The 14,673-nt window shown below is 38.9% G+C and carries 13 protein-coding genes and 1 pseudogene; 3 read left to right on the top strand and 11 right to left on the bottom strand.

From position 1 onward, the window contains the following. Both AC1TPB_RS02725 and istB read left to right on the top strand, forming a co-directional pair. Window positions 1-180, top strand: a pseudogene (locus AC1TPB_RS02725) (IS21 family transposase); the annotation flags it as partial. Beyond that, entirely contained in the window at window positions 177-932 is a 756-nt protein-coding gene (gene istB / locus AC1TPB_RS02720; RefSeq protein ID WP_482075062.1) for an IS21-like element helper ATPase IstB, read from the top strand. The pseudogene AC1TPB_RS02725 and the gene istB, both read left to right, overlap by 4 nt. Before the next feature lie 555 nt (window positions 933-1,487). Here the strand turns inward: istB and AC1TPB_RS02715 are convergent. From AC1TPB_RS02715 to AC1TPB_RS02690, 6 genes are all read right to left on the bottom strand, one after another. Continuing rightward, complete coding sequence (locus AC1TPB_RS02715) at window positions 1,488-1,643, bottom strand: hypothetical protein (RefSeq protein ID WP_482075061.1); 156 nt, start codon at window positions 1,641-1,643, stop codon at window positions 1,488-1,490. A 30-nt stretch (window positions 1,644-1,673) separates the two neighbouring features. Further along, entirely contained in the window at window positions 1,674-1,982 is a 309-nt protein-coding gene (locus tag AC1TPB_RS02710; protein WP_482075060.1) for a hypothetical protein, read from the bottom strand. A gap of 413 nt (window positions 1,983-2,395) precedes the next feature. Next, window positions 2,396-2,632 (bottom strand): hypothetical protein, encoded by a 237-nt coding sequence (locus AC1TPB_RS02705; RefSeq protein ID WP_482075059.1) that lies wholly within the window; start codon window positions 2,630-2,632, stop codon window positions 2,396-2,398. A 222-nt stretch (window positions 2,633-2,854) separates the two neighbouring features. Next, window positions 2,855-3,673 carry a methyl-accepting chemotaxis protein gene (locus tag AC1TPB_RS02700; RefSeq protein ID WP_482075058.1) on the bottom strand — a complete coding sequence of 273 codons (819 nt, stop codon included), beginning with the start codon at window positions 3,671-3,673 and terminating at the stop codon, window positions 2,855-2,857. Next, on the bottom strand, window positions 3,670-3,921 hold the full coding sequence (locus AC1TPB_RS02695) for a hypothetical protein (RefSeq protein ID WP_482075057.1): 252 nt from the start codon (window positions 3,919-3,921) through the stop codon (window positions 3,670-3,672). The genes AC1TPB_RS02700 and AC1TPB_RS02695 overlap by 4 nt, the downstream gene beginning before the upstream one ends. A 163-nt stretch (window positions 3,922-4,084) precedes the next feature. Further along, window positions 4,085-4,981 carry an alpha/beta hydrolase family protein gene (locus AC1TPB_RS02690; protein WP_482075056.1) on the bottom strand — a complete coding sequence of 299 codons (897 nt, stop codon included), beginning with the start codon at window positions 4,979-4,981 and terminating at the stop codon, window positions 4,085-4,087. Between the two features lie 126 nt (window positions 4,982-5,107). Here AC1TPB_RS02690 and AC1TPB_RS02685 point away from each other — a divergent pair, with 126 nt between their 5' ends. After that, complete coding sequence (locus AC1TPB_RS02685) at window positions 5,108-5,809, top strand: glycosyltransferase family 2 protein (protein WP_482075055.1); 702 nt, start codon at window positions 5,108-5,110, stop codon at window positions 5,807-5,809. Between the two features lie 107 nt (window positions 5,810-5,916). Here AC1TPB_RS02685 and AC1TPB_RS02680 read toward each other — a convergent pair whose 3' ends face one another. From AC1TPB_RS02680 to AC1TPB_RS02660, 5 genes are all read right to left on the bottom strand, one after another. Beyond that, the gene (locus tag AC1TPB_RS02680) at window positions 5,917-8,019 is read right to left on the bottom strand and encodes a pectate lyase family protein (RefSeq protein ID WP_482075054.1); all 2,103 of its coding nucleotides are present in this window, start codon (window positions 8,017-8,019) and stop codon (window positions 5,917-5,919) included. Between the two features lie 357 nt (window positions 8,020-8,376). Then, window positions 8,377-11,406: a beta-galactosidase, LacZ type gene (lacZ, locus tag AC1TPB_RS02675; RefSeq protein WP_482075053.1), complete on the bottom strand. Its 3,030-nt coding sequence runs from the start codon at window positions 11,404-11,406 to the stop codon at window positions 8,377-8,379. A 77-nt stretch (window positions 11,407-11,483) separates the two neighbouring features. Next, window positions 11,484-12,308, bottom strand: coding sequence for a carbohydrate ABC transporter permease (locus AC1TPB_RS02670; RefSeq protein ID WP_482075052.1), 825 nt, complete (start codon window positions 12,306-12,308; stop codon window positions 11,484-11,486). Beyond that, a complete protein-coding gene (locus AC1TPB_RS02665; RefSeq protein WP_482075051.1) occupies window positions 12,305-13,198 on the bottom strand; it encodes a carbohydrate ABC transporter permease in 894 nt (297 codons plus the stop codon). Before AC1TPB_RS02665 ends, AC1TPB_RS02670 begins: the two co-directional genes overlap by 4 nt. 117 nt (window positions 13,199-13,315) lie before the next feature. Beyond that, window positions 13,316-14,608 carry an ABC transporter substrate-binding protein gene (locus AC1TPB_RS02660; protein ID WP_482075050.1) on the bottom strand — a complete coding sequence of 431 codons (1,293 nt, stop codon included), beginning with the start codon at window positions 14,606-14,608 and terminating at the stop codon, window positions 13,316-13,318. Window positions 14,609-14,673: the final 65 nt, after the last annotated feature.

Raw genomic sequence — 14,673 nt, 5'->3', positions numbered from 1 at the left:
AACCATTTGTATGCTTATTATAACACGAAACTTCTGGTTCGCCATCCTGTAGGAGAGACAAAATTAATTTACAAAGAAGAACATTACAGAGAGAATCTCAGGCTGTCTATGCCAAGCTATCCAGATATTAATGATCTAGCCAAGAAGAATCTTCGCACGATAGGAGGTGTCTTTGAATGAAGGGAACCTCCTACCAACAAGCCCTACAACAGTTAGAATATTTGAAGTTGAAGCAAATGGTTGCTCATCTGAATGAAGTCGTTGATTACAGTATTCATAACCAATTGTCGTTTATGGATACGCTCGTGAAGTTAATAAGTTACGAGATCGATGTGCGTGAACAGAACATGATCGAAGCAATGGTTAAGGTTGGCGCCTTCCCTCACAAGAAGGAACTCAAAGACTTTGACTTTACCTTCCAACCTTCTGTGAATCGACAGCAAATCTTGGATTTTAGTACACTACGCTTTCTTGCAGCCAATGAAAACATTGTATTTTTAGGGCCGAGTGGGGTTGGGAAGACCCATCTAGCCACATCGATTGGCATTGCTGCAGCCAAGAAAAGAACAAGCACGTATTTTATTAAATGCCACGATCTCATTCAGAATCTAAAGCGTGCCAAATTAGAGAATCGCTTGGAAACTAGACTCAAACACTACACGAAATACAAGCTTCTCATCATCGATGAGATCGGATATCTTCCGATTGAACCTGAGGATGCCAAAATCTTCTTTCAGCTCATCGATATGCGCTATGAGAAGCGAAGCACGATCTTTACAACGAATGTAAATTTCAAAGCATGGGATGAAGTATTTCGCGAACCAAAGTTAGCGAATGCCATCTTAGATCGCATTTTACATCATGCAACGGTCGTCACGATTGTAGGCGAATCTTACCGTTTGAAGGATCACTTTGTGAAAGAAGACAAGTGATTTTGCACATTATTAAACAAGCAAAAGTATACATTCTTAGGTTGACATTTACACGTGAGGTGCGACGGATGAGTAAGCGGCGTAAGGTAGTTATATGCAAAGTTCAATCCACGCACCTACGTGTGGTGCGACTTTGACGATCTAACCTTTATACCGATTCAAAACGAGTTCAATCCACGCACCTACGTGTGGTGCGACTACTAACTCCCCCACTAATTGAGAGTTAATACTACTAGTTCAATCCACGCACCTACGTGTGGTGCGACGTATAGGGATGCGATCGAGAAACACGGTAAAGAAGTTCAATCCATGCACCTACGTGAGGTGCGACGTCAATTTCTCTATGACTATACCAAAATCGCATATTTTTTCCTTAATATCAAGATAAAAGCGCCAATTAATCTAATATTGCTATCAATTCAAGTAATTCAATCCCATTTCATCTAAATATGTAGTGCGAACCTCCCAGGGATTTCATGTTCACTTCACACTCGCACCACGAATAGTTAACGATTTTGTCCCTTTTTTCATTTAGTAACTGTAACCCGTCCGTATTTAAACTCGTTTAACTGATATAATTTCCGCCGCTACTCCAACCATAGCCCGAAGTTTTTTCCTCGCTTCCACTGGCGTTCTCGCATTGATCGGAGCGGTCTTTTGTTCACCATGGACTTCGAACTTTACAACAAAGCATTGTTCACCACATCTCATTTAACATCTTCCTATCTTGCTAGGTTATAACTAGCCTTCAATATATTGCGCATTCAATCCTTCAGCTACTTCTAACATTTTATGATAGATCATTTCATGGGATACGGATACATACACATCTCCGTCAAAATAGCGAAATGGAATTTGCACCTCTCCAACCTGCCACATAAAAAACTCACCCTTAATCGTCATCACCGTTTCACCTGAGCGAGTAGAATATTGTTCCATATGTGTAAAATCAGTTTGTTTTTCAAAAAACGATTTACATTCTTCAAGTGGTATAGTATTTTCGTACTGATCACCATGAAGATTTCTAGTAATTCTATATCTAGTATTCATCTTTAACCCTCACTTTAACAACTTATATGATCCTTCAATTCAATAAATTTAGTATAGCATATATGTACTGCTGCTTTTCCCATATGACATAAAAAAGCAGCCCGCACTTCATTGAAGGAACGAGTTGCTTTTTGAGTTTTTACAATTATATTTCCATTTTGAAGCTATTTCAGTTCTAATACTCTAGTTTTATTCAGTCGCATCCTTATGCTCATGATCGATGGAGGCTTCTTGGATTTGTTCAAACGCCCAGTGAGTATTCGGAACGAATTCGTGTAATGATAACTAGGCATACCTTTAAATAAACTTATTATTTTTGATTATATAATATAGATTCACGAATTCATTACAATACTCTGGATTATCTTTTTGTCGATATTCAATGTATTCGACCAATGCCTCATGTAGTTTCATTACTTCTGTTCCTGATGAACCCTTTTATAATTTTTGTTTTCATTCATTTTATTCAGAATGTTTTTTTGACTTTCAATTAACTTTTCATCAGCAGCTTCTTTGTAATATTCAAGAATAACATCAAGTTGTACTTTCTTCTTATTCCATTTAATTATGAAAAAACCTAGAATGGCTAGTATCGATGCGATGACTCCCGTTGCAATCACAAAGATATCCTCAAAATTACTCAAGTACATATATATTAACTCCCAGTAATTTCTTGAAATTATAATTATAGTTTATATGATATACCTTCTCATTAACTGATTTCACATAAGAAATAGCTGCCAATTGGGCCTAAGCAACCACTGTTTCCAACTACCTCAAGCCATCGTTCTGCAACCATCGAAATTTACTCGACGACTGGTTATTTAATTTCGCTAGAATAGGAATTAAGTTATATTAGATAATCTCATTAATTATAATTTTTTAGCAAATTGATTCAACTGCTCTGACATCTGATGAACCTCTTCGATAAAGTCTGAAATCTGTCTGGAAGACGTCGCCTGCTGATCAACAATTGCCGTCATATGTTCAATGGATACACGCATTCCAGTTATCGCTTCTTCAAATATTTTCAGTGTCTGCTGAATCGTGTTCGTGGAGTTAACCGTATCTTTGGATAGTTTTCGTATTTCACTCGCTACAATGTCGAATCCTCTTCCTTGATCCCCTGCATGAGCAGCTTCAATGGCCGCATTCATACCTAATAAATGCGTTTGGTCAGCTACTCTTCTAACCATCGATACAACTTCATCCGTTTCATTGACCTGATCTACCGTCTGATGAGCGAGCGTAAGAAGCTTCTGTGCAGACTCTGCCAATACAACCGATCCATCCGCAACTTGAGAAAGCTGATTGCTGGCTTGTATTAGTGAAGTAGAGATTTGGTCTGCAATGGCTATTAACTCCGTTTGTTTGCGAAGTTGAATAGCTATGCCACCTATCACATTACCATTGGAGTCATGTAACGGAGTTGCCGTCCCAATAAATTCAAAACCGTAAAATGTAGCAGGTACTTCCGATCTTAGCGCCTCATTATTTCTAATCGCCTGCATTAACGGTTCATCGTGATGCAAAAATTGACCCACACGTATATTCAAATCAATATTTTCTCCAGGCGAATAAGCAATAAATTTTTCTGTATCACAAATAGCAATCGATAAATCAGCAGGAACTGCCGTCTTTAAGATTGGAACCATTGCAACCATAGTTTCTAGCGATTCAATGCAATTCATCTCAGATTCTCCTTAATACTATCTTTATAATAATTAATATCATATCCCATTGGATTAATGACGGGTTCATTCCGTACTCTTCTAATTGTCTTATTATAAAGAGATATTTTACGACTATCAAGGAAAAGTTTAGAATAATGTAAAACCGCAAAAAAGACCCCTCGCGGTGTCTTCTCTGTTACTATTGGATCATCATCTTTTCCATATTCAGGTCCATGAATTTTATCATATATTTTATTTCTCAGCATAATTCCGCTAAATCGGCAGGTAATATAAGCAATATTGCAAGTAATGAAGTGAATATTCTACCTATTAATTTTTTACTCATACGATAGTTTTCAACTCCTTTAATCGGATTTGTTGTTTCGATTGCGCGGGCTTACTTATCGCTAGTTCTCATCACCTTCTCATTTATAAATATTTCTGTAAAAATTGTATCCATGCAGTACGCATTTCTACCGTTTCCATATGTCCACCTGTTGTCTCAATCGTTTGAAAGTTATCTGGATATCCAGCAGCTGAATACGCTTGATCTAAACCTTCTTTCAACAGCTGTACACCTTCCACTGGACATAGACGATCATGCTGACCTGTTAAGCTTAGTCTGGGGCGCGGTACAATTCGATTTTGAATTTCTAAAGTTGTAAAGTGCTTAAGCAAACTAGGAACATAGTAATAGAAACCATGATGGTCTAATCCTCGTTTGCTGATCAATGTATGTGCGTCCACTTGACCACATATATCCACTACTACGTTAATACGCTCATCTAATGCTGCTAACCACCACGACATCAGTCCACCCATAGACATGCCCATCGTAGCTACACGCCCTGCATCAATATCAGATCGAGTTAACATATAATCTAGCAAGCAACGTGTATCGTAGAGCATCATCCCCCACAACACTTTACCTTGCCAAAGCATTTCCTTTACTAATTCACTTTCTGTTTTACCAGTGCGTTCATTAAAACCTCGCATATCCATACAACAAACAGCATATCCCATGCTTGTCAGTGTATGAGCGAAGGAGGGCTGCTGTAAATATGTACTACTACGTACTAATTCATTTCTTCCATTTGCGTAATTACCACCGTGTGAATGATTAAACATAACGAGCGGATAGGGACCCTCTTGCTTTGTCGGTAGAGCAATCGACACAGATACCCGCTCCGTAAACCCAAGTTCTAATAACACGGTTTGTAATCGATATCCGTCTTCCATCTTTTCATCTAATAGTTGTACATCGGTAACACCTTCTGTCGGTAAATCACCTAGCAATTGAAAAAGCATATCATTTGTAGTAGTCATCGTTATTACTCCTCTACTCTCGATTTAATGATCACTTGTCAAATAGCTTATTTAGTCCAAGCAACCTCCATAGATTTGAATACTATAAAATAAAAAATGAAGAAATAACAAGTGGAGGGGAAGTTCTTGTCAGAGCCCGGTGTATCCATTATCACATGCACGAATCATCCTGATTTTCTCATGAACATCTTGAATAATTACCAGAATCAGAACTACAAACGCAAAGAATTGATTATTATTATTAATAAAGATAACATCAATTTAAAGGAATGTCAGGAAAAAGCATCCAAGTATCCCAATGTCAGCGTCTATAAAGTGCCTGAGCGAATCTCATTGGGCCAATGCTTAAATTGCGGCATCAGTAAAGCCAAATATCCCCTTATTGCAAAATTTGACAACGACGATTTTTATTCTCCATACTATTTAAAGGAGCAGGTCAAGGCGCTACTACGTACAGGAAGCCCGGTAGTCGGCAAGCATGCATGTTTGGTCTATCTAACTGCAAGCAAAAAGCTTGTCATTCGGTCTCTATTTGAAAAGAATAAATCTGTAGATTTCGTTCAAGGAGGCACAATCTTATTTCGGAAGAGCATCCTCAAGAAGGTGCGTTTCTCAGATCTCTCACTTGGCGAGGACGTCAAATTTTTACGAGATTGCTCCAAGAAAGGTTATGCCATATATGCTACTTCTCCCTACAACTACGTCTATATTCGTCGAAAAAACAAAAGTACTCACACATGGCAAGTGGGCGATAAAGAATTTCTGCACGGTGGCCAGCCTGTTGCCGTGACCGATAATTTTCGCTATTACGCCGTGCGCAAATATTGAGTGAACTTAGATTAGTCGTTGTTCCATTACATTCAAAACGGACTCACCTTCGAATAAGGCGAGTCCGTTTTTTCCATCGCTAAATTCACATGTTATTCATTAACTATTTATTCTAGTTCCATGTAATAAAGATTGGTTACACTATCTTTTGTAATCGTATGAGCGCCAGGGGCAAGAGATATGCTAACAACACCATTTGTTATTGTATAACTTGTTCCATCAATTTTGATCTTGGACCCGTTTGCCGAATTCAATACCAACGTTAAAGTTGAAGCTTCGGTAGTGGTGAACTCAATACGGGTTGAACTTTCAATTTTCAAACACTGATTAAGTGTCAAACCATTATACTGCACTGTTCCCTTACTTGTTGAAAGACTTCCTTGAATATCGAAGAAATCACTTGCAGTTCCATTCGTCGTAAAATTATGAACATATTCTCCAGTTGTCGGAGCTGTTGGGGTAGGTGTTGCCGTCGGAGTTGGAGTCGCTGTTGGCGCTGGAGTAGGTGTTGCTGTTGGAGTAGGTATTGAATTCCCTCCTACAGATACTAATTGAGTAGTGTAGTTTCTTATTTGAGTCATCAGAGCTGAATTAAGCGCATACGATGCATCATCAACTGAATCGTTAAATTCCCATGCGAAGTCGCCTTTATTTAGACGTCCAGCTTTAGTGGTAACCATTTGTTCAACATCATTAACATTATCAATAGCAGACACATTGACTCCCATATCGTTACTCGTATCAAAGTTGTTATAGACTGTTCCACCTTTTAATGCTTTGTAATCGCTTGGAACAATTTCATTCCTCGATGAAGCCAAGTATGCATCGAATGATGTTGTATGAGCCGAAGTCGTTCCGCTATTGGAGTTAGCATAAATTAGACTTTGAGCATCAATAATCCTGTTGTTATAAGCTTTAATCATGCCGCCGTTCTCTCCAGAAAACGTACCTTCCCCTAAAGCATCAGTACCTTGTAGAGAGCTCATCATCGGAAATTTGGCATGTCTAAAATAATTAGATTCTACAAATGCCGAACCACCCGTTGTAACACCGACGCCGTATTTTGAGACACCATCATAGAAGTTATTATAGATATGAACAGAGGCCACTCTTATACGAGGATGACGAGAATCCGAATGATCAAACCAATTATGGTGGAACGAGACAAAGAATTCCGATGATTCGCTTAGACCGACAAGAGAAGCTTTCCCAGAATCCCAATAGTGATTGTACGAGATTGTAATATAAGTCGAACCTTTTTTAAGGTCTGTGGAACCATCGCCCTTGGCTTGGTCTGCATCTCCGCCTGCAGATCCATAGAAAATATCATTATTATGCACCCAAACATTAGCATTTCCAGTATCCATTGAGATGCCGTCGTCAGGGAATAACATCAAGCCTAAGTTTCTTACTTCTACATTACCAGCGTATCTAAGAAGCATCCCCCAGCCATAAGCATAAGCATCTTCTCCGATACCTTCAATCGTCACATTCATTTCGGAATAATTACTTTTTCCTTTCAATTCAAGATATCCACTGCTGTTCAGTTGTCCACTCATATCATCGTCTGTAACTTTTCCAATTATTCGGATAGCTAGAGGTGTTTTATCATAACCTTTTTGTCTCAGTGCCATAATCTCGCCAATTCCAACACCTGTTTGTACAGCGCCCGAACTGTTGATTTTCACATTAAGAGTAACGGTTTGAGCTGTCTCGGATGTTACATATAGCACTTGAGCGCCAGTTTTGAGGGTTCCGTCATTATTGTAAGCACCTGATCCTGTGCCAAATTGTGAGTTCGGTGAAAAAGCAAATCCAGATCTATCATATGACGTTACGGTTAACGGATTCGTCACAGCATTGGCCGCTGAAGCGCCGGATTGCATGGCTTCAACTTTCATCACATAATTTCCAGTTGCAAGCCCTACAGCATCAGCTCTCCAGTAGGTAGCATATTTTCGGATTAATTGGCTATCTATTTGTTTATATTGTGAATCCGAAGCACTTGCAGGTTTTACATAGACATTGTACCCATCCGCATTACTTACAGATGACCATTTTACATAGGCCGTCTCATTCCAGCCTCCACTACCAGTTATCGAAAGACCGGCAGCATCGACTGTGAGATTTGCGAATCCACCTACTACTAAACATAGTGCAAGAGACAACAACAAAACAATACTGGTTACGTTAGAAACCCCTCTTTTCATTAACAGCCCTCCTGAGTTTTAATTGTTACCGACGCGAATGTAATCGCTTGCAACACAAACTACGAAGCCCTCTTATCACCCCTCAGAAAATCATACTCTTGGAACATCATTATCTTATCAGCTGTAAAAGCGTTTTCGATACAATCATTTACTCATTTCGCCTGCATACCACGACATTTCTGAACTAATGATTATCGGACAAGTGGGATGATACTCAATAAGTCCCTAAAATAAAAGCAGGGCGTGTCCAGAAAGTCAGTTTACACTAACTTTTTGGACACGCCCTACACAGCTAGAGTGGGATACTCAATCCACTCCCGGCCTATTTCATATGATCATATCTTTATTAACTTTTCATTATGCTCGTTCGATCGTGAACTCAAAGCTTAAATTCTCATTCGCTTGAATCAAATACTCATCATGAACTGGAGCACCCCAGCTATCGTCTCCGCCAACACCCATTTGTTTGCCAGCTACCGTTACAACTGTGTAGTGAACATTCGGCAATTCATAATGATGTGCAGCACTTTCAAGTTCGAAAGCAGTGTATGGTGAAATATTGCATTCCACAGGTGCTGTTGCAGGTGAAGATAACTTAATACCTTGTCCAAGCTTATTCGTTACCGCTACACGACGTACACCAGTACGGTTACCCGATTCTTGTGGTACGACATACGCAGACACATTGTCTTTCGCTTCATTACTGAACGTCATTAGACGGGCTCCGAAAGCACGGTCAATATAGTTCTCTTCTGGTCCCATTGCATACCAATCTAATTGATCGTAATCTGCTGGAACTTTGAAGGAAAGCGCGAAGATCGGAAGTTTTGGTAAGTTTTCTGCACCAAAGTATTCTGATTTCACATGGATTGCTCCACCTTCTGTTACCGTATAAGCAACCGTTACCGTCACTGCATCGCTAATATTTAGCTTGTACGTGTATTTTACTGTCACAGCAGTATCCGTTTCGATAAGCTCAAGATTAACGCATTTACGAGTTAAGCTCGCAGCAAACCAAGCACCTGACTCAAAGCCTTGAGCAAAGCCTTTATCATTATCCGTCATTGCTCTCCAGAACAATGGCGCTGGTTGACTAGCAATCATCTCACGACCAGCATAGTTAACTGAAATCAGTGTACCGGCCTGCTTCGAGAACATAATGCTAAAGTCTCTACCATGAACACCAATATTGACATCGCCTTCCGCTACGCGGAATGTACGTTTCGTTGGTGCCACTACTTCTGCTTCAACAATGAAGATATGTTGACCGAAAGCAACTTCATGTCCAACTTCTGCCCATAGAGTAGCTTCCTTCAAATTCAATGAAGCCGTTACTGTATACTCTCCTGCTTCTATCTCCGTATAGAAGTCAACCGGGATATACAATTCATTACCAGCGGCTACATCGATATCAAGTGCAATATCTTCTACTAGCTCGCCGTTATGATGAAGCGCAATCACTAGTTCATAGTCATCCGTTCCAATGAACAGATTCTCATTGACGACTTTTACACCATTAGCATCAGGCGTTAATTTCATATTTTGATAAAGGAATTTCACTTCTTGCATTTTCGGCGATTCTTGACGATCAACATAAACAATTCCATTTGTACAGAAGTTGTAATCAGTCGAACGATCATCAAAGTCACCACCATATGCAAGGAACTCCTTACCATAGCGATCTTCTTTCACAATCACTTGATCGATATAATCCCAGATGAAGCCACCTTGATACATCTCAAATTTATTTTCAAGCTCCGTATATTTGTGCAATCCGCCAACAGAGTTACCCATCGCATGCATATATTCACAGCTAATATAAGGCTTGTCTGGATTACCGTTCAAATACTCTTCGATATCAACAGGTTTGGCATACATACGACTTTCCATATCACTTGTATCATTGTACTTACGGTTATGGAATACTCCCTCATAATGTACAAGACGAGATGGATCTACGCTACGGAAGTAGTTAGAAACGTTCAATAACACTTCACCAGCGTACGCTTCGTTACCTACAGACCAGATTAGAATAGATGGGTGATTCTTATCACGTTCGACCATTGAAATCGCACGATCCATGACGATATCTTGCCATTCTTGCTTGTTCTCAGGAACGTTCCAAGAAGGCTCAACTGCCCCCATTTTTTGCCACGATCCATGTGTTTCAAGGTTCATCTCATCAATTAGATAGACACCATACTCATCACATAGATGATACCAAAGTGATTGGTTAGGATAATGCGATGTACGAACCGCATTCAAGTTGTTTTGCTTAATGGTTCTAATATCCATTAGCATATCTTCATCTGTAATGGCACGTCCACGACGACTATTGAATTCATGACGGTTTACACCTTTGAACACAATACGCTTACCATTAATATGCATAACTTTGTTAATCATCTCAAAACGACGGAATCCAACACGATAAGTAACAACTTCAATTAGTTCACCTTGCTCATCGGATATCATGACGAAAAGCTCATATAGATAAGGTGACTCTGCACTCCAAGGATTAACCTCACCAGCATCTAGCTTAACGGTTACTTTGTTAGCTGAACTTAATATGGAGTTAGTCTCGGCAACTGGCGCACCACTCGCATCATATAATTGCATGGCAATTGTGTAAGCTTTATCGCCTTGTAACGTAAGATCTACAGATAGATCACCCAATGCATACGTATCATCAAGATCGGCATGGATAAACATATCCTGAACATGAATTTCAGGAGTAGCATACAAGTATACATCACGGAAAATACCTGAGAAGCGCCAGAAATCTTGATCCTCTAGCCAGCTACCTGTACTGCGTTGATATACTTCTACCGCTAGTTTATTTTCACCTTCAATTAAGTACGGTGTTAATTCAAATTCTGATGGTGTAAAGCTATCTTCGCTATATCCAACAAATTGACCGTTCAGCCATACGTAAAACGCTGACTCAACACCTTGGAAAGAGATATATGTTTTTTTATCTTTCATTGCTGAAGGAACATTGAAATAAGTAATATAACTGCCAACAGGATTATCGTTCATTGCAACCGCAGGTGGTCTAAGTTCATGTTGACCATCCCATGGATACATCGTATTTACATATTGCGGTTTACCGTGCCCTTGTAGTTGAATATGACCAGGAACTTCGATATAGCCCCAGCTAGAGCTATCATGATTACTTTCAAAGAATGTTGCAGGACGATCTACAGGGTTTGGCGAGTATTGAAATTTCCAGTTGCCATTTAATGAATGACGTAATGCCATCGGAGCCCTTTGCATCGCTTCATCGAACGTTTCATAATAGTTGTGATCAGAATGTGCTTGTACACGATTGACGGCAAATACTGCTGTATCCGTTAACCAAGCTAGTTGTGGTGTAATTGTTGTCATGAAATAAACCCTCCAATTCATAATGTAAAAGCCAGATAATGCCCATGAGGAGCATTGCCTGGCTTAGATAGATCAAGTTACTTCACAGAACCTGTCATACCTGCCACGAAATGCTTCTGCATAAAGAAGAACACAAGTGCTGTAGGAATTGTAGAAATAACAACCGCAGTCATAATAATACCATAATCAGGTGTATAACTCGAACCTAGATTAGAAATTAACATCGGTACGGTTCTCTTCTCTGGTGACTGTAGTACGATTAGTGGCCACAGATAGTTGTTCCAGCTTGACATAAACGTGATAATACCAGCTGCTGCATATGTTGTTTTCATTGTAGGCATAAAAACTCGTATGAACAAACCTAATTCTGTTAATCCATCAATACGACCTGCTTCCAAAAGATCTCTCGGGAACATTTTCGCATTCTGACGGAAGAAGAAAATTAGAAATGCTGTTGTCATTGTTGGCAAAACTACTCCTGCCAATGTGTCTACACCAATAGCTGGTGCTACTGAAGATACTTTCGCGAACATTTGGAATAATGGCACCATAATCGCGGCAAAGGGAATCATCATAGACATTAACATAATTGAGAATACTCTATCTTTTGCTTTAGAACGGAACACTTCAAAACCATAGCCCGCTAATGATGCAATGATTAACGCTAATATCGTCGTAGTTATCGATATTTTGGCGGAGTTCCATAATGCAGGTGCAATATCAACTGTGGCAAATAAGTTTTTAATATTTTCAAACAGATGCGTTCCCGGAATGATCGTTCCCTTTGTTACATCTTTAGATTCATTCGTCGCACTAATAATCATCCAAATAAATGGGAATATCGCGACAATTGAAGCTAGGATTAAAAACGAATACATTGAAATTTGTTTTAACTTATTCATTTGTCGTCACCTGCCAATTTGAACTGCAAGAATGCTAGTATAATTATAATAATTACGATGGAATAAGAAACCGTCGCTGCATAACCAAAATCTGAAGAATACTTGAACGATAGATTATAAATGTATTGAGAAATCGACAATGTGCTATTACCAGGACCGCCTTTTGTTATGTTCACGACCTCATCAAATAGCTGTAATGTACCTATTGTCGATGTAATTGACGTAAATAATATAATCGGTTTAAGCAATGGAATGGTAATACCAAAAAATTGTCTAGTTGCAGAAGCACCATCAATACGTGCCGCCTCATAAATGGAATGATCAATATTCTGTAATGAGGATAAGTAGAAAATCATATTGTAACCCGTCCAACGCCAAGTTATTGCGATAATAATCGTTACTTTCGCCCAAAAAGGATCGTTAATCCATTCGATTGGTGCATTAAGTAAATGTACCTTCATTAACATTTTATTAATTAAACCGTCTGTTGCAAATAAGTATTTGAAAACAATAGAATAAGCTACCAATGATGTAACGGCAGGCAAAAACATTGCTGTCCGGAAAAACCCCTTGAATTTCAAAGTGCTGCTATTCAGTAACACCGAGATAAATAGTGCAAATAGAATCATAACCGGTACTTGGATAATTAAGTAAATCATTGTGTTTGTTAAGGCTGCTCTGAACGTTTTGTCACTAAATAATCTTACATAATTATCAAAACCAACAAACTCAAGATTCATACCATTACCTGATTTGAAAGATAATATTAATGCTTGAATCATCGGATAGAAGTAGAAAATGACAATCATAATACATGCGACACTTATAAAAGCCCATCCTGTAAGATTTGCTTTACTTTGAGAACTTATGCCTTTCTTAGTTGCTTCCACTTAGATAGCCCCTTTCTGCACTGTTGTAATAACAGTAGATTCTCCCGACCCCTGTCTCATAGAAATCAGTTGATCAGAAGAATCTATATGTTACTTCTCTAAATTATAAACAGTAATTTATTTACGGATTTGTGTGTCAGCTTGTGTTTGAGCGTTACTTAATACTTTAGAAAGTTCAGTACCACCCAAGTAGTTTTGCATTTCAGCTGCTAAAATATCCTCAATTGCATAAGTGTGCATACCGTAGTTTACATTTGGAATTTGCTCTGTCCAAGCAGCAAGATCAGAAATAGCTTTTTGACCACCGAAGAACTCATCTGCAGTTGTATAAGCTTCACCAGTTGCAGCGGCTTTCAAAGTACCAATCGCTCCAATATCAGTTACTAAAGTTTGGTAAAGTTCTACGCTAGAACCGAAAGTTGCTTTCAAGAATTCAGCAGCAGCTTCTTTGCCATCAACATTCAATACATACCAAGAGCTACCGCCAAGGTTAGATGCGTGAACAGATTCAGCAACATTTGGAAGCGTTGGGAATGGTACTACTGCCCAATTTCCAGATTGTGAAGCTTCAGCTTTGATTGATGCTGTAATCCAGTTACCTGTAGGAATAGAAGCTACATCACCATTATTGAAAGCACCAACAAATTGACTCCAGTCAGAAATAACTTTTACAATTCCAGAATCCATCATATTTTTGTACGATTCAAAAGCTTGAGTTAAAGCTGCATTGTCAGCGATGCTTGGTGTAACACCATCTTCTTGCAAGTACCAAGAACCAGCGGATTGAATCATCATACGAATTAATCCAAGATCTTTAGGATCTTGTGTAAGCATTTGTTTGCCTGTTTTTTCTTTTACTACTTTACCGATTTCAATGTATTGATCCCAAGTAATATCTTGTAGATCTGCTACAGTGTAACCAGCTTGCTCTAAGTAATCAGTTCTAACATAAAGACCAGTTACACCTGTATCGAAAGGCACACCATATTGTTTACCTTCGTAGCTAGTTGGTCCAATTTTGTAATCTGCGAAATCTGCAGCATTGATGTACTCATCAAGTGCAAAGAAAGAATCTGGATAAGCTTGTAAGAAGCTTTGTGCGCGATAATCTTCGATCAAAACGATTGTCGGAAGAGTTTTCGTAGTACCAGAGTTAAAACCAGCATTCAATTTTTGAATAATATCATCTTGTGCATTTTCAATAATATTCACTGTTAAATCTGAATTTGTCTCAGTGTACATTTCTTTAGCTTTTTCCATTGCACCAACGTTGAAAGCTTTATCCCATGCCCATACTGTAATTTCTTGTTTGCCTGATGGTTGAGTACCAGTGTTTCCAGTATTCGCATTGTTAGAACAAGCCGTTAGAAGCATAAAACTTGCTAACACTACTGTTAATAATTTCTTCATTTTAATTCAGCCCCTTTGTCTTTTCTATACTTTAAGTTGAAAGCGTTTGCCAGCTAACATTTACA

The organism is Paenibacillus sp. Y951, assembly GCF_056786395.1.
Note: the sequence above shows the minus strand (reverse complement) of the source record. Positions and strands in the feature narration are given on the sequence as shown.